This is a genomic window from Lentzea sp. NPDC036949 (assembly GCF_055608075.1).
The window spans coordinates 105,177-129,742 of record NZ_JBVJRA010000003.1; the positions used below are offsets into that span (position 1 = coordinate 105,177).

Here is a 24,566-nt window from a genome sequence, read left to right on the forward strand (position 1 = left end):
GCGCACCACTCTGACGGTCCAAGTGGCATCATTGAAGCGCCATTTTCAATCGATCTGAGAAGGCCACTTTGGTGGAGACCGCACTGCCCGTCGCCCTCGACCGCGAGTCGCCGGAGCCGCTCGCCGTGCAGCTGGCCGACGCCCTGCGCGCCGCGGCGTCCGAAGGCCGGTTGCGCGCGGGCGACCGCTTGCCGTCCACACGCGCGCTCGCCGAACGCCTCGGAGTGTCCCGCACGGTGACCGCCGCCGCCTACGACCAGCTGCACGCCGAGGGCTGGATCGCCGGCCGGCACGGTTCCGGCACCTACGTGACGACGACGCCGCCCGGCCCCATGCGCAAACGTTCGCGCAAGGCCGTCGTGCCCGCCATCACCGACTTCGTCGACCTCGGCACCGGCGCCCCCTGGGCCGGTGGCCTCGACCGCGCGGCCTGGCGCCGCGCCTGGCGGGCCGCCGCGGACGCACCCCCGCTGTCCCGCCCGGAACGCGCGGGCCTGCCCGAGTACCGCGAGGCCATCGCCGAGCACCTGCTGCGCCACCGCGGCCTGGCCGTGAACGCCGAACCCGTGCTCGCCACCGGCGGCACCACGGCCGTGCTCACCGAGATCGCGGTGGCGGTGCTGCACCGGGGCGACGCCGTGGCCGTGGAGGAACCCGGCTACCAGCGCGCGGTCGGCGTGTTCCGCGCGGCGGGCCTGAAGGTCGTCCCGGCCGCGGTCGACGCCGAGGGCCTGCTGCCCGGCGCCGTGCCCGCGGGCGTCCGCGCCGTCTACTGCTCGCCCGCCCACCAGTACCCGCTCGGCGGCCGCATGTCCGCCGGCCGCCGCGTGGCACTGGTCGAGCGCGCGCGCCGGGACGGATGGCTGGTCATCGAAGACGACTACGACGGCGAGCTCCGCTACGACGTGGCGCCGCTCCCGTCACTCGCGGCGCTGGCCCCGGACGTCGTCGTCCACCTCGGCACCACCAGCAAGATCCTCACCCCGACCCTGGGCGCCGGCTGGATGGTCGCCCCCGAGCACATCGCCACCGCGGTCCTCGAACACCGCGACCTCACCGGCACCAGCCCCGCCGCCGCGGGCCAGCGCGTGGTGGTCGAGCTCGCCCGCACCGGCGACCTCGGCCGCCACCTCCGCAAGCTCCGCCGCGAGCTCGCCGAACGCCGCGCCCTGATCGTCGACACCTTCGCCGGCGCGGGGATCGCGGTCCTCGGCGACGACGCGGGCGCGCACGTCGTGGTCCTGCTGCCGAACGCGGACGCGGAGCGCGAGGTGATGAAGCGGGCACTGGAACGCGGCCTGCGCGTGGACGGCCTGGCCCGCCACTTCGTGAACCGCGCCCGGTGGCACGGGCTGGCCATCGGGTACAGCGCCTGCTCGCGGGAACAGCTGATCAGCGCCCTGCCGGTGCTCACCGAACTGCTCAGCAGGGCCGGCTGACCGTCACGACCTCCCGGGCGTCGACGAACCCGAGCCGGTGGTTCACCCGGATCATGTGGACGTTGTCCGCGTTGGTCTGCGTCTCGACGAGCTCCAGTCCCGGCCGGTCCGCGAGCAGCCACCGCAGCATGTGCGCCTTGACCACCCGGCCGAGCCCGCGGCCGCGGTGCGCGGGCACCACCACCGTGTCCTCCTGGTACACCGAGGTCAGGTTCGACGGGTAGAGCGACATCTCGGTCAGCGCGACGACCTCGTCACCGTGCACGGCGACGACGATGCGCTGCTCGACACCCGCCGCCCTCGACAGCGCCTCCTTGGCGCGCACCTGCTCGGGCGTCCAGGCGGGAGCGACGAGCACGATGCCCTCCGCCGGGGCGTCCGCGATCGACTGCCTGGTCGTGGCGACCGACGCCAGCAGGTGCTCCGGCGTCGCGTTGGTCCACTGCTGCACGCGGTACCCGTCCGGCACCGGCACGTCCCACAGCGCGGGGTCGACGTCCGCGATCCTCAGCTCCTGCCACAGCCGGTGCGCACCCACCGTGAACCCGCGTGCGACCGCCCACTTCTCGCCCGCGCTGCCCCTGGGCACCCACAGGTTCTCGAACGTCTCCCTGTCCCTGGCGCACAGCTCGGCCAGCAACGCCTCCAGCACCTCGGTGCCGACGCCCTGCCCGCGGTGACGGGGGTGCACCTCGATCCCACCGGCGGCGATCTTGGCGTTCTCGTCCGGCGGCAACGCCACCGACGCCGCGGCCACCACCACCCCGTCCCGGACGGCGATGCGGTGGACGACCTCGCCGTGCTCCACGCGCGGGTTCTGCAGCCCGCGCGCGATCCGCTCCCCGTCCGGCACCGGCCCAGCGGGGTCGTCCACGGTCTGGGCCGCGATCCGCAGTGCGACGCAACCGTCCAGATCGTCGAGGTCGAGCGGTCTGATCTCCAGCACGGACGCCACGCTGACGGCCACCAACGTGTCATCAGGGGCAATCGCCCAAACGGGTAGGGTCGCCCGCATGACGCAGCGCAAGACGAGGGTGGCCGTGGTGTTCGGCGGCCGCAGCTCCGAGCACGAGGTCTCCTGCCAGTCCGCCAAGAGCGTGCTGCCGCACCTGGACCCCGACCGCTTCGAGGTGGTGCCGATCGGCATCACGCCGCAGGGGCAGTGGGCGCTCGGCACGGACCCGAGCGCGCTGGAGGCGGGCGCCGGCAACCTCCCGACGCTGCGCAACCGGACCGTCGTCGCGGTCGAGCCGGGGCAGGCGCTCGAAGGCGTCGACGTCGTGTTCCCGCTGCTGCACGGCGCGTGGGGCGAGGACGGCACGATCCAGGGCCTGCTGGAGCTGGGCGGCCTGCCGTACGTGGGGCCGGGCGTGTTCGCCAGCGCCGCCGCCATGGACAAGGTCTTCGCGAAGAAGCTGCTGCAGGCCGAGGGGCTGCCGGTCGGCACGTTCGTCGCGCTCGACCGCGCCGCCACCACGCTCACCCTCGACGAGCGCGAGCTGCTGGGACTGCCGGTGTTCGTGAAGCCGTCGCGCGCCGGCTCGTCGGTGGGCATCACGAAGATCAGCGACTGGGCCGACCTCGACGCCGCCGTCTTCGAGGCCCGTCAGCACGACCCGAAGGTCATCGTCGAGTCGGCCGTGCCGAACGCGCGGGAGATCGAGTGCGCGGTGCTCGAGTTCCCCGACGGCCGGGTCGAGGCGTCGCTGCCCGCCGAGCTGCGGCCGGTGGGCGAGGGCGTCGAGTGGTACGACTTCAACGCCAAGTACGTCGACGACTCCTACGAGTCCGACATCCCGGCGAAGCTCGACGACGACATCACCGCGCGGCTGCGCGAGATGGCCGTCACCGCGTTCAAGGCGCTCGACTGCCAGGGCCTGTCCAGGGTGGACTTCTTCCTCACCGAGGACGACCAGCTGATCATCAACGAGCTGAACACCATGCCCGGCTTCACGCCGATCTCCATGTACCCCAAGGCGTGGGCGGCGACCGGTGTGGACTTCGCCACGCTGTTGACCACGCTCGTGGAGACGGCGGTCGCGCGCGGGTCCGGCCTGCGCTAGGGCGAGGTCCTGACCGGCTGCTTCGGCAGCAGGTCGCGCACCGTCGTGGAGATGTCCTGCAACGGTCCGGTGCCCGCGTCGTCGGGCACCGTCAGCGCCACGTGCACGCCGCGGTCGACGACCACCCACGTCGAGGTGCCCGAGCCGGGCAGTTGCAGCCACTGCACGTCGGAGATCACCCGCAGCTGGGCCGACGGGGTCAGCTCGGCCGGCCGCGGCAGGCCGCAGCGCAGCACCACCGGGTCGTGCCGGGCGTCACCCCACGCGACGGCGCCGGCGGGTGCGGGCGTGGCGATCTCCCGGCGCGGCAGCATGTCCTTGCCGGACGGCAGGCCCACCGGCAGCTTCTCGACCAGCGAGGTGCACTGCGGTGAACCGGCGTCCGGCGCGTCGATCGAGACCAGCGCGAGCGGGCCCGACCGGCCGGGGACGTCCTCGACCTGGTTCCCCGTGCCCAGCACGAGGCCGAGCCCGGCGACACCGATGGCGAGGAGCACGGCGAGCCCGACCGCCACGCCGAGCGGCCGGGACAGCGCCGACGTGGATTCCTGCTGAGTCACCCGGCTATGACAACACGGGCTGGCTAGAGGTGGACCACCGGGCAGGTGAGCGTCCTGGTGATCCCCTCGACGTTCTGGATGCGCGCCACCACGAGCTGGCCGAGCTGGTCGACGGTGTCGGCCTCGGCGCGGACGATGACGTCGTACGGACCGGTGACGTCCTCGGCGGTGGCGACGCCGGTGATGCCGGAGATCTCGGAGGCGACTGCAGCGGCCTTGCCGACCTCGGTCTGGATGAGGATGTATGCATGCACCACGGCGTGCCCCTTCGTCGCGACAGGTTGGGTCGAGGTAGGAACGTGTCACGCAACGTACCCCAGTTGGGGTTCCGAATGCTCAGATTGGGAGGCAACTTTGCGTCCGGAGCCGCCGCACGACGCGGAGACGGTCGCCGACGTGGGTGAGTTCGATCTCATCCACCGGGTGACGACCGGTCGGGCGCAGCCTGAGACGACCGTCCTCGGTCCCGGTGACGACGCGGCCGTGGTGGCCGTGCCGGACGGGCGTGTCGTCGCGTCGATGGACGTGCTGGTCGAGGGTGTCCACTTCAGACTCGACTGGTCCAGTCCTGAGCAGGTGGGCCGAAAAGCAGCCGCGGTGAACCTCGCGGACGTCGTCGCGATGGGGGCGTTGCCGTCCGGTCTGCTCGTCGGCGTGGCGTGCCCGCCGGACACCCCCGCGGCGACGATCACCGGGATCATGGCGGGCCTGTGGGAGGAGGCGGCCAAGGCCGGCGCGGGCGTCGTCGGCGGCGACATGGTCAGCTCCGCCACGCTGGTGATCTCCATCACGGCCATGGGTGACATGAACGGGCTTGAGCCGGTCACGAGGTCGGGAGCGCTCGTCGGGGACGTCGTGGCGGTCACCGGACGGCTCGGCTGGGCGGCAGCGGGACTGGCCGTGCTGGGGCGCGGTTTCCGCTCCCCGGTCGGCATCGTCAACGCCCAGCGCACCCCGGAACCGCCCTACGAGGAGGGTCCCAGGGCCGCGGAGGCCGGCGCGACAGCGATGATCGACGTCTCCGACGGCCTGCTGCAGGACCTCGGCCACATCGCCGACTCGTCGGGCGTGGCGATCGACATCCGCACCGAGCTGCTGCCGCTGCACCCGCGCCTGCTGGACGTGGCGTCCGCGCTCGGCGGCGACGCGCGGCACTGGGCGCTGACCGGCGGGGAGGACCACGCGCTGGCCGCGACCTTCCCCGGTCCCAAGTCCGTGCCGGAGGGCTGGACCACGATCGGCACGGTCCGCGCGGGCAGCGGTGTCACGGTCGACGGCAGGGCGTACGAGAAACCCCCTGGCTGGGAGCACTGGCGCGCGTAGACTGCAGGTCGTGGAACTATGCACGCGCACGTATGACCATCCAGACTCGGTCAAGCTGATCGAGGACCTCCAGCAGGTCTTCGTCGAGCGCTACGGCGAGGAGGACGTGACGCCGGTCGACCCGGCCCAGTTCGCCGCTCCGCTCGGCTACTTCGTGGTCGGCTACCTCGACGGCACGCCCGTGGCGTGCGGCGGCTGGCGCGTGCACCAGGAGCTCGACGGCGCCGCCGAGATCAAGCGCATGTACGTCGCCGAGGCGCTGCGCGGCCGTGGCCTCTCCCGCCTCGTCCTCACGAACCTGGAGGACACCGCGCGCAAGGCCGGCCACAAGCAGATGGTGCTGGAAACCGGTACCCGCCAGCCCGAGGCCATCGGCCTGTACCTGGCCACCGGCTACGAGCGCATCGCGAACTTCGGCGTCTACCGCGACCACCCGGACAGCCGCTGCTACGGCAAGCCGTTGTAGGTTCGCCTCCATGGCCATCTACGCGCTCGGGGACTACACGCCGCAGATCCACCCGGACGCGTACGTGCACCCCGATGCCACGGTGATCGGTGACGTCCGGATCGGCGCGCATTCGTCGGTGTGGCCCCAGGCCGTTCTTCGCGGCGATTACGGCCGAATCGTGATCGACGAACGCACTTCGGTCCAGGACGGCACGGTGATCCATTGCACCGAGGTGCACCCCGTGCACATCGGCTCGGGGTGCGTCATCGGGCACAACGTCCACATCGAGGGCGCGACCGTCGCCGACGACTGCCTGATCGCGTCGGGATCGGTGGTGCTCAACGGTTCCATCGTGGAAAAGGGCGCGATCGTCGGCGCCGGTGCCGTGGTCTCGTTCGACGGCCACGTCCGCGAACGCACGATGGTGCTCGGAGTTCCCGCACGAGAACGGGCCGGTTATGTGGTGCCCGAACAGGCGTGGGCATTCATCGTCGACAAATACGTGCAGAACATCGCGGTGTACCGGGAGAACCTCCGGCGCCTGGATTGAGTGGGATAGGGTTCACAGTCGTGGCTCGTCCCCTCAACGAAGTTGTCGAAGCCGGTTGGGCTGAAGCTCTCGCCCCCGTCGCTGACCAGATCGCCGCCATGGGTGAGTTCCTGCGCGCGGAGGTCGCCGCCGGCCGCACCTACCTGCCCGCGGGCGAGAACGTGCTGCGCGCGTTCCAGCAGCCGTTCCACCAGGTGAAGGTGCTCATCGTCGGCCAAGACCCGTACCCGACACCCGGCCACGCGGTCGGCCTGTCGTTCTCCGTGGCACCCGACGTGCGGCCGATCCCCAAGTCGCTCATCAACATCTACAAGGAGTACGCGGAGGACCTGGGACACCCGATCCCGTCCAACGGCGACCTCACCCCGTGGGCGGAGCGGGGTGTGCTGCTGCTCAACAGGGCCCTCACCGTCCAGCCCGGCAAGGCGAACTCCCACCAGGGCAAGGGCTGGGAGGCCGTCACCGAGCAGGCGATCAAGGCGCTCGCCGCCCGTGAGGCGCCGCTGGTCTCGATCCTGTGGGGCCGCAACGCGCGCAACCTGCGCCCGCTGCTCGAACCACTGCCCGCCATCGAGTCCGCGCACCCGTCACCGCTGTCCGCGCACTCCGGGTTCTTCGGCTCGAAGCCGTTCAGCCGCGCCAACGAGCTTCTGGAGAAGCAGGGCGCAGAGCCGATCGACTGGAAGCTGCCGTAATCCGTCGTCCCCCGCACGCTTCGCGCCGGTGGCGGCGCGCGGTGTGCGGGGGAATCGCGATCTGCGCGTTGCACAGGACCCTGGAACGCGAGAAGAGCCCGGCCGGAGCCGGGCTCTTCTCGTAGATCACGAACTGTGGCGGGGTATCAGCCGCGCACGACCTTGCCCGCCTTCAGGCAGGAGGTGCACACGTTGATGCGCTGGCGCTGCGAGGCCGAAACCTTCGCGCGCACGGACTGGATGTTCGGGTTCCAGCGGCGGTTCGTCTTCCGCTGGGAGTGCGAAACCGAATGGCCGAAGCCCGGCCCCTTGCCACAGACGTCGCACACGGCAGCCACGTCAGCCACTCCTTCAGGTTCCTCAAGCGGTAAGTCTCGCGTCCCGGTGGGCGCGCAAGCGTGCACAAGCCTCAACCGGGCACGGCAACCCAGTCAGGGTAGCCGGTGGCCGCACCGGTGACCAAACCGGGTGGATACCCTCCCCGCCATGCAGGTCATGGATGCGGTCGCGGTGCGCAGGTGGGCGGACGCGTGCGTGCGGTCGCTGGACGCCAACCGGGCGTCGATCGACCAGATCAACGTCTTCCCAGTGCCCGACGGCGACACGGGCACGAACCTGCTGCACACGATGCAGTCGGCGCTCGACGCGTTGCTGCGCTCGCCCATGACGACCGTGGGGGACGCGCTGTCGGCACTGGCCCGCGGCGCGCTCGCCGGGGCCCGCGGCAACTCGGGCGTGATCCTGTCGCAGGTGCTCAGGGGCCTGGCGGAGACCGCGCAGGGCATCTCGGAGGTGTCCGGGGCCGCGCTGCGCAGGGCCCTGCAGCGGTCCGACGAGCTGGCCACCGCGGCGGTGTCCAAGCCCGTTCCCGGCACGGTCCTGTCGGTGCTGCACGCGGCCGCAGAAGCCGCCCGCGACTGCCCGTCCGACGAGCTCGACGAGGTGGTCGTGGCGGCCTCCCGCGCGAGTGCCGCCGCGCTGGCCGACACCCCCCGCCAGCTCGCCGTCCTGGCCAAGGCCGGGGTGGTCGACGCCGGTGGCCGAGGGCTGGTTGTGTTGTTGGACACACTGGCCGCGGTGATCACCGGTCAGGCCGTCGAGACGCCCGTGGACGCGCCGCTGCTGCCGCGCACGCCCGAGTCGCTCACCACCGAGCGGGAGAGCGGCTCGTCGGAGTTCGAGTACGAGGTCATGTACCTGCTCGACGACACCTCCGAGAAGGCCGTGGACGAGCTGCGGGCCACGTTGACCGGGCTCGGCGACTGCGTGTCCGTCGTCGGCGACGGCGCTTCGCTGTGGACCGTGCACGTGCACTGCAACGACATCGGCGCGGCCATCGAGTCCGGTGTGCGCGCTGGGCGTCCACACCGCATCACGGTGGCGCGCTTCGCCGACCAGATCGCGGCGCAGGCCTCCCGGTTCGTGCGCGACCGGGCGATCGTGGTGGTGGTCAGCGGAGCCGTGGACCTGTTCCGCGCCGAGGGCGCCACCGTGTTCGACCTCGCATCTTCTTCGGCGACGCCCACAGACCTGTTGTCCGCCATCGTGTCGACGCGCGCGCGTCACGTCGCCGTGCTGCCGGGGGACCCGGACATCCGCGAGGCGCTGGAAGAGGCCGTGGCGTACGCACAGGCCGCAGGACAGGACGTGGTGGTGGTGCCCACCCTGTCGCCGGTGCAGGCCCTCGCCGCGTTGGCCGTGCACGACGTCTCACGCCGGGCCGGTGACGACGTTGTCGCGATGGCCGAGGCCGCCGCCGCGACCCGCCGCGGCGAGCTCGCCATCGCCGCCGACGAGGCCATCACGTGGGTGGGCCGCTGCCAGCCCGGTGACCTCCTGGGCATGCTGGACGGCGAGGTCGTGCTGATCGAGCCCGGCCCGGCGGTTCCCGAGTCGTTGCTGGACCTGTCCTGCCGGCTGGTCGACCGCATGCTGTCCGGCGGCGGCGAGCTGGTGACCGTGCTGCTGGGAGCGGACGCCCCCGGCGGCCTGGTCGACGTGCTGGAGGACCACCTCCGCGTCACCCATCCGGAGGTCGAGGTGACCGCCTACCCCGGCGGCCAGCCGGACGCGGTGATTTTTGTCGGTGTCGAGTAGTTCAATGGGACGCGATGATCTCCTTCGACGACAAGCTGCAGCCGCTGCTCGGCAAGAAGTCCGCCGACGCGCTGGAGACCGGCCTCGGCCTCACGACGGTCGGTGACCTGCTGCGCCACTACCCGCGCCGCTACGACGAGCGCGGGCAGCTGACCGACATCAAATCGCTGGAAATCGACGAGCACGTCACCGTGCAGGCCGAGGTCCGCAAGTGCCAGAAGCGGCAGATGAAGGCGCGCCGCGGCCAGATGACCGAGGCCGTCATCACCGACGGCACCTCCGAGCTGCACCTGGTGTTCTTCGGCAAGCCGGCGTTCGTCGCGGAGAAGGAGCTGCTGCCGGGCACGAAGGCGTTGTTCGCGGGCAAGGTCGGCCGCTACCGGCAGAACCTCCAGCTGGTGCACCCGGCGTTCGAGGTCCTCACCCCGGAGTCGGACAGCTCCGCGTTCCTCCAGGCGTTCCTGCCGGTCTACCCGGCCTCGCAGCACATCAACACGTGGAACATCGCCAACTGCGTGAAGCAGCTGCTGGAGGTCTGGGACGGCGTGCCGGAGGACCCGCTGCCCGCCGACTTCCGCGCCGAGCACGGCCTGATCGGCCTGGAGGAGGCGCTCCGCGCGATCCACCGCCCGGAGAGCTGGGCGCAGATCTCCGTGGCGCAGCAGCGGTTGAAGTGGGACGAGGCCCTGGCCGTGCAGCTCGCACTGGCCCAGCGCCGCAAGTCCGCCACGGCCCGCCCGGCCCCCTCGTGCGCCCGCCGCTCCGGCGGCATTCTGGACGCGTTCGACGCGCGCCTGCCGTTCACGCTGACGGCGGGCCAGGTGGAGGTGGGCGAGCAGATCTCGTCCGACCTCGCCTCGGTCGTGCCGATGAACCGCCTGCTGCAGGGCGAGGTCGGGTCAGGAAAGACCATGGTCGCGTTGCGGGCGATGCTCCAGGCCGTCGACGCGGGCCGGCAGGCCGCCATGCTCGCCCCGACCGAGGTCCTCGCCGCCCAGCACGCCCGGTCGCTCGCGGAGATGCTCGGCGACCTCGCCCAGGCGGGCCAGCTCGGCGCCGCCGAGACCGCGACCCGCGTGACGCTGCTGACCGGCTCGATGAACACCGCCCAGCGCCGCCAGGCGTTGCTGGACATCGTGACCGGCGAGGCGGGCATCGTCGTGGGAACGCACGCGATCATCCAGGACAAGGTCGAGTTCCACTCGCTGGGCCTGGTCGTCGTCGACGAGCAGCACCGCTTCGGCGTGGAGCAGCGCGCGGCGCTGAGCGCCCGCGGCGAACGCGAGAACCCGCACGTCCTCGTCATGACCGCCACCCCGATCCCGCGCACCGTCGCCATGACCGTCTACGGCGACCTGGAGGTCTCGGCGCTGCGCGAGCTGCCCGGCGGCCGTTCGCCGATCAAGACGTCCGTGGTCCCCGTCCGCGAGAAGCCGGCGTGGCTCGACCGCGCCTTCGCCCGCGTCCGCGAGGAGGTGGCGGCGGGCCACCAGGCCTACTTCGTCTGCCCGCGCATCGGTGACGGCGACGACGAGCCCAAGGGCCCCGACGACGAGGGCAAGCGCCCCGCACTGTCCGTTGTGGACGTGGCGAACACCCTGGTCGCCGGCCCGTTGAAGGGCCTGCGCGTCGAGATCCTGCACGGCCGCATGCCCCCGGACGAGAAGGACGCCGTGATGCGCGCCTTCTCCGCGAACGAGGTCCACGTCCTCGTCGCCACCACGGTCATCGAGGTCGGCGTGAACGTGCCGAACGCGACCGTCATGGCGATCATGGACGCGGACCGGTTCGGCGTCTCCCAGCTGCACCAGCTGCGGGGTCGCGTGGGCCGTGGTTCCGCGCCGGGCCTGTGCCTGCTGGTGACCGAGATGCCGGAGATGACGGCCACCATGGAACGCCTGCGGGCGGTCGAGTCCACGCTGGACGGCTTCGAGCTGGCTCAGCTCGACCTGGAGCTGCGGCGGGAGGGCGACATCCTCGGCGCGGCGCAGTCCGGCAAGCGGTCCGGGCTGAAGATGCTGTCGCTGCTGCGGGACGAGGACGTCATCGCCGACGCCCGTGCCGCGGCCCAGGTGGTGGTCGACGCCGATCCGGACCTGGCCGCACATCCGGGGCTGGCGGGGATGGTGACGACGCTGCTGACGGACGAACGGGCGGAGTTCCTGGAGAAGGCCTGACGGGCGGCGGACCGCTGACGCCTTCTGCTCGCCCCGCGCGGCCTCACGCGGGTCGTCGTGGACGGGCGGCGGACCGGCGATGCCTTTTGCTCGCCTCGTGCGGCCTCACGCGGGTCGTCGTGGACCGGCGGCACACCGCCGACGCCCTGATCGACGCGCACGGCAACGAGCGCACGTGCGTCAGTCGGCGGGGAACGGGTCCGTAGCCCCCGTTCCCCCCGGCTGACTCAGCTCTGCGGGCGCTGCTGCTTGGGGAACTGCTCGGTCTTCGGCTCGGAGTCCGGCGAGCCACCGGCCTTCGGAGCGGCGGCCTTCGGGGCGGCGGCCTCCGCGGCAGCGTCGGAGTCGACCTCGGAGGACGGCAGGGGCTTCAGCGCCGTCATCGCCGCCTCGACCGCGGCCTGGGCCGCGTTGAACTGGGTGGTCAGGTTGTCGTGGGCGGCACGCAGGGCGGCCTCGCGCTCGGCGGCGTGAGCGGCGCGCTGGTCGGCGTCGGCCTTCAGACGCGTCACCGTCTCCTCCGCCTCGCGGACCAGGCCGGTGGCCTTCTCCTGCGCAACGCTCACCAGGCCCACGGCCTTCTCGTCGGCCTCGCGCACGGTCGTCGCGGCGCGAGATTCTGCTTCGGAGACCAGGGCCGCCGCCTTGGTCTCGGCGTCGCCCACGAGGGTCGTCGCCTTCGACTCGGCGTCGTCGACCAGCGCGGTGGCCGCCGCCGTGGCCTCGGACGTGGTCTTCTCGACCCGCGCGAGGGCGTCGGCCTCCAGGTCGGCGATGGCCTTCTCGGTCTCGGTCCGCTTGCTCTTGAGCTCCTCGTCGAGCTTCCGCAGCGCCTCGACGCGGGCGGTCTCGGCCTCGGTGGCGATGCGGTCGGCCTCGGCGCGGGCGTCGGCGAGGACCTTCTGGTGCTCGGCGGTCAGCTTCGCCTTGAGGCCGTCGTACTCCTTGTCGAGCTCGTCGTGGTAGGCCTTGTACTTCTGGTCCAGCTCGACGCGGCGGGCGTCCAGGTCGGCGGACTTGCGGTCGAAGTCGGCCGTCACGCGCTCGCCGGCGGCGCGGACCTCGGCGACCAGCGCCTCGTGCTCGGCGGTGAGCTTCGTGCGCAGCGCCTCGAACTCGGCCTCCAGCTCGGAGCGGCGTTCGGCGAACTGCTTCTCCAGCTCCGTCGTGCGCTGCTGGTGGGCGACCTCGAGCTGCTTGCGGCGGGCCTCGGTCTCGGCGAGCAGGCGCTGGTGGTGCTCGCGCTGCTCGGCGGCGTGCTTGTCGGCCTCGGCGCGGGTCGCGTTCGCCGCGTCCAGCGCGCCCTTGCGGATGTCCGCGATCTCTTCCTCGGCCAGCGTCATCATCACGCGCACGCGCTCGGTGACGTTGGAGGCGTCCACCGGCCGGTTGGCGAGGTTGTGCAGCTGCATCTTGGTCTTGTCGAGGTCGGCGCGCAGCGTGTTCAGCAGCTTCGTCAGCTCCGCCACCTGCGCCGCCGCCGCGTCGCGCGACCTGTTCGAGTTCTTGAGGTCGAACTCCAAGCGGGTGACCCGCTCGTTCACCTGTCGCTGGTTGTAACCACGGAGGACAACGTCGAAATGCGGTGTGCGGGCAGTAGGCTGCCCGGCTCCATCAGCCCCGGCCATATGGCTCACCCTACCGAGATTGTGACCATGATCGTCACTCGATCCGGTCAAACCCACTACCGGCAGGAGTCCGACCGGGTGGCGGGTGTCCGCGCCACGCTCAAACCGCGAGAATCCTCACGGGGCAAGACCGATCAGGATGACACCCATCACGTGAGACAGTCCTCCCAACAGGCAAGAGTCGCACGGTAACGTGCCTGAACTGACCGTCGAGCAACTCCGGGAGGGCAACGGATGTTCCGCAAGGTTCTTGTCGCCAACCGCGGCGAGATCGCGATTCGCGCGTTCCGAGCCGCCTACGAACTGGGCGCGGGAACGGTCGCCGTTTTCCCTCACGAGGACCGCAACTCGCTGCACCGCCTGAAGGCGGACGAGTCGTACGAGATCGGTGAGCCCGGTCATCCGGTGCGCGCCTACCTCTCGGTCGAGGAGGTCATCAAGGCCGCGCGCAAGGCGGGTGCCGACGCGATCTACCCCGGCTACGGCTTCCTGTCGGAGAACCCCGAGCTCGCGATGGCCTGCCGCGAGGCGGGTCTCACGTTCATCGGCCCGGTCGCCGAGGTCCTGGAGCTGACCGGCAACAAGGCGCGCGCCATCGCGGCCGCCCGCGAGGCCGGTCTGCCGGTGCTGGAGTCGAGCGCGCCGTCCTCCGACGTCGACGAGCTGCTCGAAGCGTCGAAGACGATGCGCTTCCCGGTCTTCGTGAAGGCCGTCGCCGGTGGCGGTGGCCGCGGCATGCGCAAGGTCGACGACCCGGCGGCGCTGCGCGAGGCCCTGGAGGCCGCCTCCCGCGAGGCCGAGTCGGCGTTCGGCGACCCGACGGTGTTCCTGGAGCAGGCCGTCGTCGAGCCGCGCCACATCGAGGTGCAGATCCTCGCCGACGGCCAGGGCAACGTGATCCACCTCTTCGAGCGCGACTGCTCGGTGCAGCGGCGCCACCAGAAGGTCATCGAGATCGCGCCCGCGCCGAACCTGGCGCCCGAGCTGCGCGACCGCATCTGCAACGACGCCGTGAAGTTCGCGCGGCACATCGGCTACCGCAACGCGGGCACCGTGGAGTTCCTGCTCGACCCCCAGGGCAACTACGTCTTCATCGAGATGAACCCGCGCATCCAGGTCGAGCACACGGTCACCGAGGAGGTGACCGACGTCGACCTCGTGCAGTCGCAGATGCGCATCGCCTCCGGTGAGACGCTGGAGGACCTGGGCCTGTCCCAGGACACCGTCCAGCTGCGCGGCGCCGCGCTGCAGTGCCGCATCACCACCGAGGACCCGGCCAACGGGTTCCGCCCGGACACCGGCACGATCAGCGCCTACCGCTCGCCGGGTGGTTCCGGCATCCGCCTCGACGGCGGCACGGCGGGCGCGGGCATGGCGATCAGCCCGCACTTCGACTCGATGCTCGTGAAGCTCACCTGCCGCGGCCGCACCTTCTCGCTCGCCGTCGCCCGCGCGCGCCGCGCGATCGCGGAGTTCCGCATCCGCGGCGTGTCCACGAACATCCCGTTCATCCAGGCCGTGCTGGACGAGCCGGACTTCTTCGAGGGCCGCGTCACCACGTCGTTCATCGAGAAGCGCCCGCACCTGCTGACGGCGCGCCACTCGGCCGACCGCGGCACGCGCCTGCTCACCTACCTCGCCGACGTCACGGTCAACCACCCCAACGGCACCCGCCCCACGGCGGTCGACCCGCGGGAGAAGCTGCCGGCCGTCGACCTCGGCGCCGAGCCGCCCGCCGGGTCCAAGCAGAAGCTCACCGAGCTCGGCCCCGAGGGCTTCGCGCGGTGGCTGCGGGAGAGCAGGGCCGTCGGCGTCACCGACACGACGTTCCGCGACGCCCACCAGTCGCTGCTCGCGACCCGCGTGCGCACCAAGGACCTGCTCGCCGTCGCGCCGCACGTGGCGCGCATGACGCCGGAGCTGCTGTCGCTGGAGTGCTGGGGCGGCGCGACCTACGACGTGGCGCTGCGGTTCCTCGCGGAGGACCCGTGGGAGCGGCTCGCTGCGCTGCGCGAGGCGGTGCCGAACATCAACCTGCAGATGCTGCTGCGCGGCCGCAACACGGTCGGCTACACGCCGTACCCGGAGGCCGTGACCAAGGCGTTCGTGCAGGAGGCCACGAACACCGGCATCGACATCTTCCGGATCTTCGACGCCCTCAACGACGTCGAGCAGATGCGCCCGGCGATCGAGGCCGTGCGCGAGACCGGGACGGCCGTGGCCGAGGTCGCGCTCTGCTACACGAGCGACCTGTCCAACCCGGACGAGCGGCTGTACACGCTGGACTACTACCTCAAGCTGGCCGAGCAGATCGTCGGAGCGGGCGCGCACGTGCTGTGCGTCAAGGACATGGCGGGCCTGCTGCGGGCGCCGGCCGCGTCCCGGCTGATCACCGCGCTGCGCAAGGAGTTCGACCTCCCGGTCCACCTCCACACGCACGACACGGCGGGCGGCCAGCTCGCGACGTACCTCGCGGCGATCCAGGCCGGTGTGGACGCGATCGACGGCGCCACCGCGTCGATGGCGGGCACGACCTCGCAGCCGCCGCTGTCGTCGATCGTGGCGCTGACCGACCACACCGAGCACTCCACCGGCCTCGACCTGCAGAACGTCTGCGACCTGGAGCCGTACTGGGAGTCGGTGCGCAAGATCTACGCGCCGTTCGAGTCCGGCATCCCCGGCCCGACCGGTCGCGTCTACCACCACGAGATCCCCGGTGGTCAGCTCTCGAACCTCCGCACCCAGGCCGTCGCGCTGGGCCTCGGGGAGAAGTTCGAGGAGATCGAGTCGATGTACGCCGCGGCCGACCGGATGCTCGGGCACCTGGTGAAGGTGACGCCGTCGTCGAAGGTCGTCGGCGACCTCGCGCTGCACCTCGTGGGCGCCGGTGTCGAGCCGAAGGAGTTCGAGGAGAACCCCGGCAAGTTCGACATCCCCGCCTCGGTGATCGGCTTCCTGCACGGCGAGCTGGGCGACCCGCCCGGCGGCTGGCCGGAGCCGTTCCGCACGAAGGCGCTGGAGGGCCGGTCAGCCCCGAAGCCGGTCGAGGAGCTCTCACCGGAGGACGAGGCGGGTCTCGCGGACGACCGCCGCGCCACGCTGAACCGGCTGCTGTTCCCCGCGCCCACGCGGGAGTTCCTGACCCACCGCGAGGCTTACGGCGACACGTCGGTGCTGCGCTCCAAGGACTTCTTCTACGGCCTGCGCCCCGGTGAGGAGTACTCCGTCGACCTGGAGCCGGGCGTCCGCCTGCTGATCGGCCTGGAGGCGATCTCCGAGGCCGACGCGCGCGGCATCCGCACGGTCATGGCGACCCTGAACGGCCAGCTCCGCCCGATCCAGGTGCGCGACCGCTCGGTGGCCGCCGACGTCCCGGCGGCGGAGAAGGCCGACCGCGGCAACCCCAACCACGTGGCGGCCCCGTTCGCCGGCGTGGTGACGGCCGCCGTGGAGGAGGGCGACTCGGTCGAGGCCGGGCAGACCGTCGCGACGATCGAGGCCATGAAGATGGAGGCCGCGATCACCGCACCGAAGGCGGGTGTGGTGCAGCGCCTGGCGGTGCGCGGCGCCCAGCAGGTGGAGGGCGGCGACCTCCTGATCGTCCTGGAGTGATCTTCGCGTGAGAAGGCCCGGCCCGGTGCTCCGGCCGGGCCTTCGTGCTGCGCGGACCGTGGAACTCCACGACGATTCCCTGCGTTGCACCGGTCACCGGGTCAGGAAGAGGGATGGACATGAAGAAGGCGTTGGCCGGGCTGCTCGGGCTCGCGGGCGTGGCGTGGGCGTTGCGGGACGTGCCGAAGCAGCTGGGGGGCAAGCCGGACCCGTTCGAGATGGCGCGCTCACCGCGCTACCGCAACGGCAGGTTCCACAACGACAGGGAGGTCAGCTCGGTCCCCGACCGCGACTCCTTCTCGATGCGCGACTTCCTCTTCGGCGGCGACGACCGCACGCCGTCCGCGCCGGTCCCCCTGGTGGCCCCCTCCGCGCCGGTCGCCTCCGGCCTGCACGTCACCTGGTACGGCCACGCCTCCGCGCTGATCGAGGTCGACGGCGCCGCGGTCCTCGTGGACCCGGTGTGGAGCGACCGCGTCTCGCCGTCCGCGCACCTCGGCCCCAAGCGCCTGCACCCGGTTCCGCACCGGCTGTCCGACCTGCCCGCGGTGAGCGCGGTCGTGATCTCGCACGACCACTACGACCACCTCGACATGGCGACCGTGCGGGAGCTGACCACGACCACGACCGCGGTCTTCGTCGTGCCGCTGGGCCTCGGCGCCCACCTCGCGGCCTGGGACGTGCCCGCCGACCGCGTCGTCGAGCTCGACTGGGACGAGTCGTTCTCCGTGGACGGCTTCACCCTCACCTGCACCGCGGCCCAGCACTTCTCCGGCCGCTCGGTGCAGCGCAACAACACCCTGTGGGCCTCCTGGGTGATCGCCCGCGGCGACCGCTCGGTGTTCTACAGCGGCGACACCGGCTACTTCGCCGGCTACAAGGCGATCGGCGAGGCCCACGGCCCGTTCGACGCGGTGCTCATGCAGGTCGGCGCGTACAACGACGCGTGGCCCGACATCCACATGACGCCCGAGGACGGCGTCCGCGCGTTCGACGACCTCGGCGGCGGGCTGCTCATCCCGGTGCACTGGGCCACGTTCAACCTGGCGCTGCACCCGTGGGGCGAGCCGATCGACCGGGTGTGGCGGGAGGTCAAGGCCCGCGGGATGCGGCTGGCCGTGCCGCGGCCGGGGGAGCGGGTGGACGTGGACGCGCCGGGCGAGGTCGACGGGTGGTGGCAGGGGCTGGCCTGAGGCCGGCTCGGCTGTTCCCGGGACCTCGCCCCGGACCCCGGCACTCCCGAAGAAGCCGGGAAGCCACCACCGCCGAAGCCAGCGTGCAGAGCGCTGAACGCCTCGCCTCCGGCTTCGGCCCGAGCGGCGTCGGCCCCGCCCGCTTCGGGCCGACCAGCCCCACGCCGGTCGGGGCCCGCTGCCCAGCCAGGCCCCGCGCTCCAGCCGCCTGGGACGATGAGCCGGTGACACGAATCGTTGCCGGCACCGCGGGCGGCCGCAGGCTCAAGGTGCCGCCCAAGGGCACGCGGCCCACCTCCGAGCGGGTGCGGGAGGCGCTCTTCAGCTCGCTGGAGGCGATGATGGACCTCGACGGCGCCCAGGTACTGGACCTCTACGCCGGGTCGGGCGCGCTGGGGTTCGAGGCGCTCAGCCGGGGTGCGGGGCACGCCACGTTCGTGGAGTCGGACAAGCGGGCGGCCGAGGTGCTCAAGGGCAACGCCAGGGAGCTCGGGTTCGCGAACACGACCGTCGCCAACCGCACGGCCGAGGCGTACGTCACCGCCGAGGGCGGGGCGTTCGACGTGGTGTTCGCCGACCCGCCGTACGCGGTGGGGGACGACGAGCTCGCCAAGGTGCTCCGCGGGATCGCGCCGAGGCTCACCGGGGACGCCGTCCTGGTCGTCGAACGTGCTTCGCGAAGTGTCGAACCAGCGTGGCCTGACGGGGTGGAACCCTTGCGTGCCAAGCGATATGGAGACACGGCGGTGTACTGGGCGCAAGTGCGTGCCGATGGGTGACGAGAACCACGGACCCGCCTGGCGGCATCCGATCGGGTGCTAACGTCCGGCTCATGACGCGTGCCGTGTACCCCGGCTCCTACGACCCGGTGACCAACGGCCACCTGGACATCATCGGGAGAGCCGCGCACCTGTTCGACGAGGTCGTCGTCGCCGTGCTCATCAACAAGAACAAGCGCACCCTGTTCAACGTCGAGGAGCGGCAGGACATGCTCCGCGACGTCACGTCGCAGTGGGACAACGTGCGGGTGGACTCCTGGCACGGGCTGCTGGTCGACTACTGCCGCGAGAACCACATCAAGGCCATCGTCAAGGGCCTGCGCGCGGTCAGCGACTACGACTACGAGCTGCAGATGGCGCAGATGAACCACCAGCTCACCGGCGTCGACACGCTGTTCATGCAGGCCAGCCCGCAGTACTCGTTCCTGGCGTCGTCGCTGGTCAAGGAAGTGGCGACCTACGGCGGCGACGTGTCGACGCTGCTGCCGGCCAGTGTCGAGCAGCGGCTGCAGCAGCGCCTCGCCGAGACCCGTTAGAGGGCCAGCTTCATCCCCACGTGCGACGCGGTGAAGCCGAGCCGCTCGTAGAACCGGTGCGCATCCACCCGTGACGCGTCCGTCGTCAGCTGGAGCATGCCGCAGCCGCGTGCGCGCGCCTCGTCGGCGGCCCACCGCAGCAGGCGCTCGCCCAGGCCGTTGCCGCGCTGGTCGGAGCGCACCCGGACGGCCTCCACCGTCGCGCGGGTCATGCCCAGGCGGGACAGGCCGGAGGTGAACGTGAGCTGCAGCGTGCCCACCACCTCCCCGCCGGCCTCGGCGACCGCCAGGAGCTGGTGCGGGTCGGCGTCGATGACCGCGAACGCCGCCAGGTACGCCGGGTCGCCCGGCCGCTCCCTGGTCGCGCCCAGCGGGTCGTCGGCGAGCATCGCCACGATCGGGTCCACATCGGCAGCGGTCGCACGCCTGATGATGATCTCCACGGTCCCCCCAAGGTGTCACCGAATCTTGACACGCCCTGCCGATCTCCCTCTTTCGGGGAGACCGGCAGGGCACACTTGTGGGTGGGAGCCACAGGGGTTAGGGAGTGAGACGTGTACCGGGTGTTCGAGGCACTCGACGAGCTGGTGACGATCGTCGAGGAAGCGCGCGGAGTTCCGATGACCTCCGGCTGCGTCGTGCCGCGTGGTGACGTGCTCGAACTGCTCGACGACGTGCGCGACGCCATCCCGGCCGAGCTGGACGACGCGCAGGACGTGCTCGACCACAAGGAAGAGCTCGTCGGCAAGGCCAAGCACGAGGCAGAGACCGGCGTGTCCAAGGCCCGTTCGGACGCCGACCGCATCCTCGCCGAGGCCCAGGCGGAGGCCGAGGCGATGCTGTCCGACGCCCGCGCCCGCGCCGAGCGGATGGTCGCGGAGGCGGAGGACCAGGCGGAGCGCACGGTCGCCGCCGGCCGGCAGGAGTACGACGACCTGGTGGGCCGTTCGCACGCCGAGGCGGAGCGGATGATCCAGGCCGGCCGGGCCAACTACGAGCGCGCCACCGAGGAGGGCCGCGCCGAGCAGGCCCGGCTCGTCAACGAGCAGGAGGTCGTCCGCGCGGCCCACGCCGAGGCCGCCCGGCTGCTCGACGCCGCCCAGAACGAGTCGATCCGGCTGCGGTCGGAGTGCGACGCCTACGTGGACGGCAAGCTCGCGGACTTCGAGGACCTCCTCGCGCACACCCTGCGGTCGGTCGGCAAGGGCCGTTCGCACCTGCGCGGCCCGGCCGTGGCGGGCGCCGCGGCACCGTTCGACTACGGTTCCTGACCTTCACCCCTTCGCGTTTCCCGAGGGCACGCGGGGAACTTGCGTACCCCAGAAGGGCACGCGGGGTCCCCGCGTGCCGTCCGGGGACAGGGGAGAGGGCACCTGAACGTGTGATTCGTGTTACGTCGGGCAGGTGCGATCACCTGGCGATTTCACTCGCGGAGGCGTCGTCCCGTACCCTGGACCGGCTGGACGTGGTAGGTCCCCGTTCCAGCACCCAACCCGATCATGACTGAGCATCGCCACGCGTCCACGCGTCCCACAGCATCAGGACCCTGGGTCATCGACACCAGGGACCTCGGCCGTCGCGCCGGTTCCAGCCGACCCTTCATCCGGTCGGTACCCGCCGCAGGAGTGGGTCTGCTGGGGGTGATCGCGGTGCCGGAAGGCGGGGAGGTCGAGCTCGACCTCCTCACCGAGTCGGTCGTGGAGGGCGTGCTCGTGTCGGGGACGGCGTTCGCCAAGGTCGAAGGTGAGTGCGCGCGGTGTCTCGACCCCATCTCCGATGAGGTCGAGGTCCGGATCACGGAGCTCTACGCGTGGCCGGACAGCACCACGGACGAGACCACCGACGAAGACGAGATCAGTCGGATCGAGAACGATCTGATCGACCTCGAGCCTGTGGTGCGGGACGCCATCGTCCTCGCGCTGCCGCAGGCGCCGCTCTGCGAGCCGGACTGCAAGGGGCTGTGCCCCGAGTGTGGTGGCAGGTGGGCGGAGCTCGGGCCCGACCACGGGCATGAGACGATCGACCCTCGTTGGGCCGCGTTGCAAGAGCGGTTCAGCGATGACAACAACGAGGAGAAGTAGTCGTGGCCGTCCCGAAGCGGAAGATGTCGCGCTCGAACACCCGTGCGCGCCGTTCCCAGTGGAAGACGTCTGCCGTGCACCTGGTGGCGTGCTCCAACAAGGCTTGCCGCCAGCCGAAGCCGCAGCACGTCGCCTGCCCGGCCTGTGGTCAGTACGCTGGCCGCCAGGTCGCTCAGCCGGCCTGATCTCCTCGGCCACGTAGTGGGGGGAAAGCCGCCGCGCGCTCCGCAAGCCGACCGCGCGACCTTGCTCGAAGCGCTCGGCGTCCACCTGGACGCCGAGCTGCTCGTGCTCGCGCTCACCCACCGGTCGTACGCGTACGAGAACGGCGGGTTGCCGCCGAACGAGCGTCTCGAGTTCCTGGGGGACGCCGTGCTGGGGCTGGTCGTCACCGACCACCTCTACCGCACCCACCCCGACCTCCCGGAGGGTCAGCTCGCGAAGCTCCGCGCCAGCGTGGTCAACATGCACGCGCTCGCGGGGGTCGCACGCAACCTGGGTGAGGGCGGACTCGGTGCGCACCTGCTGCTCGGCCGCGGCGAAGAGCTGACCGGCGGCAGGGACAAGGCGAGCATCCTCGCCGACGGCCTGGAAGCCGTCATCGGTGCGGTGTACCTGCAGTTCGGTATCGATACCGCACGAACGTTCGTTCACCGGCTGTTCGATCCACTCTTGGCCAAAGCTCCGCTTCTGGGTGCTGGACTGGACTGGAAGACAAGCCTGCAGGAGCTCACCGCTCAAGCCAGTCTCGGCGTCCCGGAGTACCGCGTGGACGACCAGGGGCCGGACCACCGCAAGGAGTTCACCGCCACGGTGCTCGTCGGTGGTCAGCCCTACGGCAAGGGTGATGGGCGCACCAAGAAGGAAGCCGAGCAGAAGGCCGCGGAAGCGGCCTATCATGTTCTGTCGGAACGCGTGCAGGCCGAGCAGGAGCCGGCCTCGTCCGCGAACGGACAGAATGGCGCCTCGGTGACGCCAGGGACCGCCCCAACCGAGGAAGACTGAGACCGCAATGTATGCGACCAGGAACCGCACGAACCGCCGCACCCGCACCGTCCGCGGGCCGGTGAACACCTCCCGCAGCGGAGGAATCCAGGGCCTTGTGCTGGTCAGGGACACGAGCCGGGCCGGTGTGTGGGTGCTCAAGCCCACCAAGCCGCAGGCCGCCGTGATCGAGGCGCAGCCCGTCGACGAGGGCAAGTCCGAAGCCTGACGTGCCCGAACTCCCAGAGGTCGAGGTAGTCCGCCTCGGCCTCGAAGCCCACGTCGCCGGCCGGGTGATCTCCTCGGTCGAGGTGCTGCACCCGCGTGCGATCCGCCGGCACGACCTGGGCTCCGCGGACTTCTGCGCGCGCCTGGCCGGTCAGCCGATGACCGCAGCCAGGCGCCGCGGCAAGTACCTCTGGGTGGAACTGGCCGACAAAGCCGCCATGCTCGCCCACCTGGGCATGAGCGGCCAAATGCTCGTCCAGCCGTCCACGGCACCGGACGAGAAACACCTTCGCGTCCGGTTCCGGTTCGCCGACGGCGGCCCGGAGCTGCGCTTCGTCGACCAGAGAACCTTCGGCGGCCTCGCCTTGGCTGAGCTGGTCGAGGTCGACGGCACCCTCGTCCCGGACACGGTCGCGCACATCGCCCGCGACCCGATGGACCCGCTCTTCTCCCGTGATGCCGCCGTGCGCGCGTTGCGCCTGCGTCACACGGAGGTCAAACGAGCCCTGCTCGACCAGACCCTCGTCTCCGGCATCGGCAACATCTACGCCGACGAGGCCCTCTGGCGCGCCAAGCTGCACGGCACCCGCATGACGGACAAGCTCACCAAGGTCAAGGCCGCCGAGCTGCTCGACCACGCCACCGACGTGATGCGCGAGGCCCTCGGCCAGGGCGGTACGTCGTTCGACGCGCTCTACGTCAACATCAACGGCCAGTCCGGCTACTTCGACCGCTCGCTCAACGCGTACGGCCAGGAGAACCGGCCCTGCAAGCGGTGCGGCGCGATGATGGTCCGAGAGCCGTTCATGAACCGGTCGTCGTTCTCCTGCCCGCGCTGTCAGCCGCGCCCGCGCCTCTAACGCCTCACGGCCGCGTGACCCGGTCCTGGATGCGCTGCACCTGGACGTGCACCTCGTCGGCCACCTCGCGCCGCACCCAGCGCTGCCGGCGGAACGCCGCCTCGACCGTGGCCCAGGCCATCGCCGCGACGAGGCCGAGTGCGACCGCAGGGACCCAGAGCCGCATCGCCGGCAGTGCCGCAGACGTCAGCAGCCCGACCGATGCCGCAGCCCACGCCGTGTAGGCGACCAGGTAGCCCGTCGGGTCGGAGGTCAGCCACCGCCACCGGCCGCGGCTCGCGTCCCGTGCGAGCACGTCGGCGGCGTTCTCCAGGTGCACGAGGTGCCAGCGGACCCGTTCCGCGTCGGCGGTGGCGTGCTTGCGCCGCAGGCGTTCGAGCTCGCGGCGCACCGGAGCCGGCTTCACCGGGTGCCGCAGCCGCACCGGCCAGTGGTCCTCGCGGAACTTCTCGGTCTGGTAGTTGCCCAGCACGAGGAACACCAGGTACAGCACGCCGACACCGGCGCCGACGACCAGGAACGGGCGCAGCCGCGGGTCGACCGGTGAGCTGAACACGAACGCCACGACCACCGATTCGAGCAGGATGAGCAGCGGCGCACCGACGGCCAGGTGGTAGCGGGTCGGGTCGACGTACTGCGAGAGCCGCTCGGCCGTGTTGAGCGGCTTGCGCGCCAGCGAGACCACCGACACCGCGAACAGCACCGCCGCCAGCACCACTACCCCGAACACGGAAAGGTAGACGGCCGCTTCCTGCCAGTCGCCCGGCACCAGCACGACCGGCGCGGCGAACGCGACGGCGCCGGCCACCCCGGCGACCGGTCCTGCCCACGGCTTCGGCGGCGTCTGCGCGATGGCGGCCCGCCGCCGGGGTTCCGCGGCGATCTTGTCGACGAGGAGGTCGTGACCGGGGTCGTCGTCGGCTCGGTGGGCCTGGAAGTTGGCCAGCTCCCTGATCGTGCGCGGCAGTTCCTGCGCCCGCGGCATCTTCGCGCCGCCGAAGAGCACCGGGATGATCGTCTTGCCGGCGTCGAGGGCCCACCTGATCTCGTTGTGCACCCAGTCCGTGCCGTCGGTCCGCAGCTCCCGCGCCCAGCCGTCGTGCACGACGACGACCACCACGTCGGACCGGTCGAGGTGGCGGCGCAGCTGGTTCGGGTAGCGCCGGCCGTGACCGATCGAGGCGGAGTCGAGGAAGACGGTGCCGGCGCCGAACCGTTCGGCGAGCCGCTCGTACAGCCCCCGGACGAACGCGAGGCGCTCGTCGTGGCGCCGGTAGTTCAGGAAGATGCCTCCCATGGCGTGCGACCGTAGC

25 protein-coding genes are annotated in these 24,566 nt (G+C 71.4%); 18 read left to right on the forward strand and 7 right to left on the reverse strand.

Translation table 11 applies throughout. From position 1 onward, the window contains the following. Positions 1–71: 71 nt before the first annotated feature. Positions 72–1,439, forward strand: a complete 1,368-nt coding sequence (gene pdxR / locus ACZ7CD_RS09985; RefSeq protein ID WP_470378758.1) for a MocR-like pyridoxine biosynthesis transcription factor PdxR — start codon at positions 72–74, stop codon at positions 1,437–1,439. Here pdxR and ACZ7CD_RS09990 read toward each other — a convergent pair. Further along, positions 1,423–2,385: a GNAT family N-acetyltransferase gene (locus ACZ7CD_RS09990; protein WP_470378759.1), complete on the reverse strand. Its 963-nt coding sequence runs from the start codon at positions 2,383–2,385 to the stop codon at positions 1,423–1,425. The genes pdxR and ACZ7CD_RS09990 overlap by 17 nt on opposite strands. Before the next feature lie 67 nt (positions 2,386–2,452). On the opposite strand from ACZ7CD_RS09990, the gene ACZ7CD_RS09995 reads away from it, so the two are divergent. Next, the gene (locus tag ACZ7CD_RS09995; protein ID WP_458430583.1) at positions 2,453–3,502 is read left to right on the forward strand and encodes a D-alanine--D-alanine ligase family protein; all 1,050 of its coding nucleotides are present in this window, start codon (positions 2,453–2,455) and stop codon (positions 3,500–3,502) included. Here the strand turns inward: ACZ7CD_RS09995 and ACZ7CD_RS10000 are convergent. Both ACZ7CD_RS10000 and ACZ7CD_RS10005 read right to left on the reverse strand, forming a co-directional pair. Further along, positions 3,499–4,062 (reverse strand): DUF3515 domain-containing protein, encoded by a 564-nt coding sequence (locus ACZ7CD_RS10000; RefSeq protein ID WP_470378760.1) that lies wholly within the window; start codon positions 4,060–4,062, stop codon positions 3,499–3,501. The genes ACZ7CD_RS09995 and ACZ7CD_RS10000 overlap by 4 nt on opposite strands. 23 nt (positions 4,063–4,085) lie before the next feature. Then, complete coding sequence (locus ACZ7CD_RS10005; protein WP_053736927.1) at positions 4,086–4,319, reverse strand: Lrp/AsnC ligand binding domain-containing protein; 234 nt, start codon at positions 4,317–4,319, stop codon at positions 4,086–4,088. A gap of 97 nt (positions 4,320–4,416) precedes the next feature. Between ACZ7CD_RS10005 and ACZ7CD_RS10010 the strand changes: the two genes are divergently transcribed. From ACZ7CD_RS10010 to ACZ7CD_RS10025, 4 genes are read left to right on the forward strand one after another with little or no spacing between them, the layout of a single operon-like run. Continuing rightward, on the forward strand, positions 4,417–5,385 hold the full coding sequence (locus ACZ7CD_RS10010) for a thiamine-phosphate kinase (protein WP_360391152.1): 969 nt from the start codon (positions 4,417–4,419) through the stop codon (positions 5,383–5,385). A gap of 10 nt (positions 5,386–5,395) precedes the next feature. Then, positions 5,396–5,851 carry a GNAT family N-acetyltransferase gene (locus ACZ7CD_RS10015; protein WP_360391149.1) on the forward strand — a complete coding sequence of 152 codons (456 nt, stop codon included), beginning with the start codon at positions 5,396–5,398 and terminating at the stop codon, positions 5,849–5,851. A 10-nt stretch (positions 5,852–5,861) separates the two neighbouring features. Continuing rightward, on the forward strand, positions 5,862–6,383 hold the full coding sequence (locus ACZ7CD_RS10020; RefSeq protein WP_360391146.1) for a gamma carbonic anhydrase family protein: 522 nt from the start codon (positions 5,862–5,864) through the stop codon (positions 6,381–6,383). Positions 6,384–6,388: 5 nt separating this feature from the next. Further along, positions 6,389–7,078 (forward strand): uracil-DNA glycosylase, encoded by a 690-nt coding sequence (locus tag ACZ7CD_RS10025; protein WP_360391509.1) that lies wholly within the window; start codon positions 6,389–6,391, stop codon positions 7,076–7,078. Between the two features lie 146 nt (positions 7,079–7,224). Here ACZ7CD_RS10025 and rpmB read toward each other — a convergent pair whose 3' ends face one another. Beyond that, a complete protein-coding gene (gene rpmB / locus ACZ7CD_RS10030) occupies positions 7,225–7,416 on the reverse strand; it encodes a 50S ribosomal protein L28 (RefSeq protein WP_030467945.1) in 192 nt (63 codons plus the stop codon). Positions 7,417–7,564: 148 nt separating this feature from the next. Here rpmB and ACZ7CD_RS10035 point away from each other — a divergent pair, with 148 nt between their 5' ends. Beyond that, positions 7,565–9,175: a DAK2 domain-containing protein gene (locus ACZ7CD_RS10035; RefSeq protein ID WP_458430584.1), complete on the forward strand. Its 1,611-nt coding sequence runs from the start codon at positions 7,565–7,567 to the stop codon at positions 9,173–9,175. 14 nt (positions 9,176–9,189) lie between these two features. Continuing rightward, entirely contained in the window at positions 9,190–11,352 is a 2,163-nt protein-coding gene (gene recG / locus ACZ7CD_RS10040; protein ID WP_360391140.1) for an ATP-dependent DNA helicase RecG, read from the forward strand. Positions 11,353–11,579: 227 nt separating this feature from the next. Here the strand turns inward: recG and ACZ7CD_RS10045 are convergent, their stop codons facing one another. Then, positions 11,580–12,896: a hypothetical protein gene (locus ACZ7CD_RS10045; RefSeq protein WP_470378761.1), complete on the reverse strand. Its 1,317-nt coding sequence runs from the start codon at positions 12,894–12,896 to the stop codon at positions 11,580–11,582. Between the two features lie 318 nt (positions 12,897–13,214). On the opposite strand from ACZ7CD_RS10045, the gene ACZ7CD_RS10050 reads away from it, so the two are divergent. The 4 genes from ACZ7CD_RS10050 (at position 13,215) to coaD (ending at position 19,100) form a co-directional block, all read left to right on the forward strand. Then, a complete protein-coding gene (locus ACZ7CD_RS10050; RefSeq protein WP_470378762.1) occupies positions 13,215–16,592 on the forward strand; it encodes a pyruvate carboxylase in 3,378 nt (1,125 codons plus the stop codon). A 119-nt stretch (positions 16,593–16,711) separates the two neighbouring features. Next, the gene (locus tag ACZ7CD_RS10055) at positions 16,712–17,785 is read left to right on the forward strand and encodes an MBL fold metallo-hydrolase (protein WP_360391131.1); all 1,074 of its coding nucleotides are present in this window, start codon (positions 16,712–16,714) and stop codon (positions 17,783–17,785) included. A gap of 224 nt (positions 17,786–18,009) precedes the next feature. Continuing rightward, entirely contained in the window at positions 18,010–18,564 is a 555-nt protein-coding gene (gene rsmD / locus ACZ7CD_RS10060) for a 16S rRNA (guanine(966)-N(2))-methyltransferase RsmD (RefSeq protein WP_470378763.1), read from the forward strand. 53 nt (positions 18,565–18,617) lie between these two features. After that, a complete protein-coding gene (gene coaD, locus ACZ7CD_RS10065; protein WP_360391126.1) occupies positions 18,618–19,100 on the forward strand; it encodes a pantetheine-phosphate adenylyltransferase in 483 nt (160 codons plus the stop codon). On the opposite strand, the gene ACZ7CD_RS10070 is transcribed toward coaD, so the two are convergent. Then, positions 19,097–19,537, reverse strand: a complete 441-nt coding sequence (locus ACZ7CD_RS10070; RefSeq protein WP_470370855.1) for a GNAT family N-acetyltransferase — start codon at positions 19,535–19,537, stop codon at positions 19,097–19,099. The genes coaD and ACZ7CD_RS10070 overlap by 4 nt on opposite strands. A 117-nt stretch (positions 19,538–19,654) precedes the next feature. On the opposite strand from ACZ7CD_RS10070, the gene ACZ7CD_RS10075 reads away from it, so the two are divergent. The 6 genes from ACZ7CD_RS10075 to mutM all read left to right on the forward strand — a co-directional run bounded on the left by ACZ7CD_RS10075 (position 19,655) and on the right by mutM (position 23,253). Continuing rightward, positions 19,655–20,371 (forward strand): DivIVA domain-containing protein, encoded by a 717-nt coding sequence (locus ACZ7CD_RS10075; protein WP_360391123.1) that lies wholly within the window; start codon positions 19,655–19,657, stop codon positions 20,369–20,371. Between the two features lie 228 nt (positions 20,372–20,599). Further along, positions 20,600–21,181 carry a YceD family protein gene (locus tag ACZ7CD_RS10080; protein ID WP_360391120.1) on the forward strand — a complete coding sequence of 194 codons (582 nt, stop codon included), beginning with the start codon at positions 20,600–20,602 and terminating at the stop codon, positions 21,179–21,181. A 2-nt stretch (positions 21,182–21,183) separates the two neighbouring features. Next, entirely contained in the window at positions 21,184–21,366 is a 183-nt protein-coding gene (rpmF, locus tag ACZ7CD_RS10085) for a 50S ribosomal protein L32 (protein WP_030467958.1), read from the forward strand. A gap of 16 nt (positions 21,367–21,382) precedes the next feature. Continuing rightward, positions 21,383–22,186, forward strand: coding sequence for a ribonuclease III (gene rnc / locus ACZ7CD_RS10090; RefSeq protein ID WP_360391117.1), 804 nt, complete (start codon positions 21,383–21,385; stop codon positions 22,184–22,186). A gap of 7 nt (positions 22,187–22,193) precedes the next feature. Further along, the gene (locus tag ACZ7CD_RS10095) at positions 22,194–22,394 is read left to right on the forward strand and encodes a hypothetical protein (protein ID WP_030467960.1); all 201 of its coding nucleotides are present in this window, start codon (positions 22,194–22,196) and stop codon (positions 22,392–22,394) included. 1 nt (position 22,395) lies between these two features. Beyond that, positions 22,396–23,253, forward strand: a complete 858-nt coding sequence (gene mutM, locus ACZ7CD_RS10100) for a bifunctional DNA-formamidopyrimidine glycosylase/DNA-(apurinic or apyrimidinic site) lyase (protein WP_360391114.1) — start codon at positions 22,396–22,398, stop codon at positions 23,251–23,253. 4 nt (positions 23,254–23,257) lie between these two features. Here the strand turns inward: mutM and ACZ7CD_RS10105 are convergent, their stop codons facing one another. Next, entirely contained in the window at positions 23,258–24,550 is a 1,293-nt protein-coding gene (locus tag ACZ7CD_RS10105; RefSeq protein ID WP_470378764.1) for a TIR domain-containing protein, read from the reverse strand. Between the last annotated feature and the right edge of the window lie 16 nt (positions 24,551–24,566).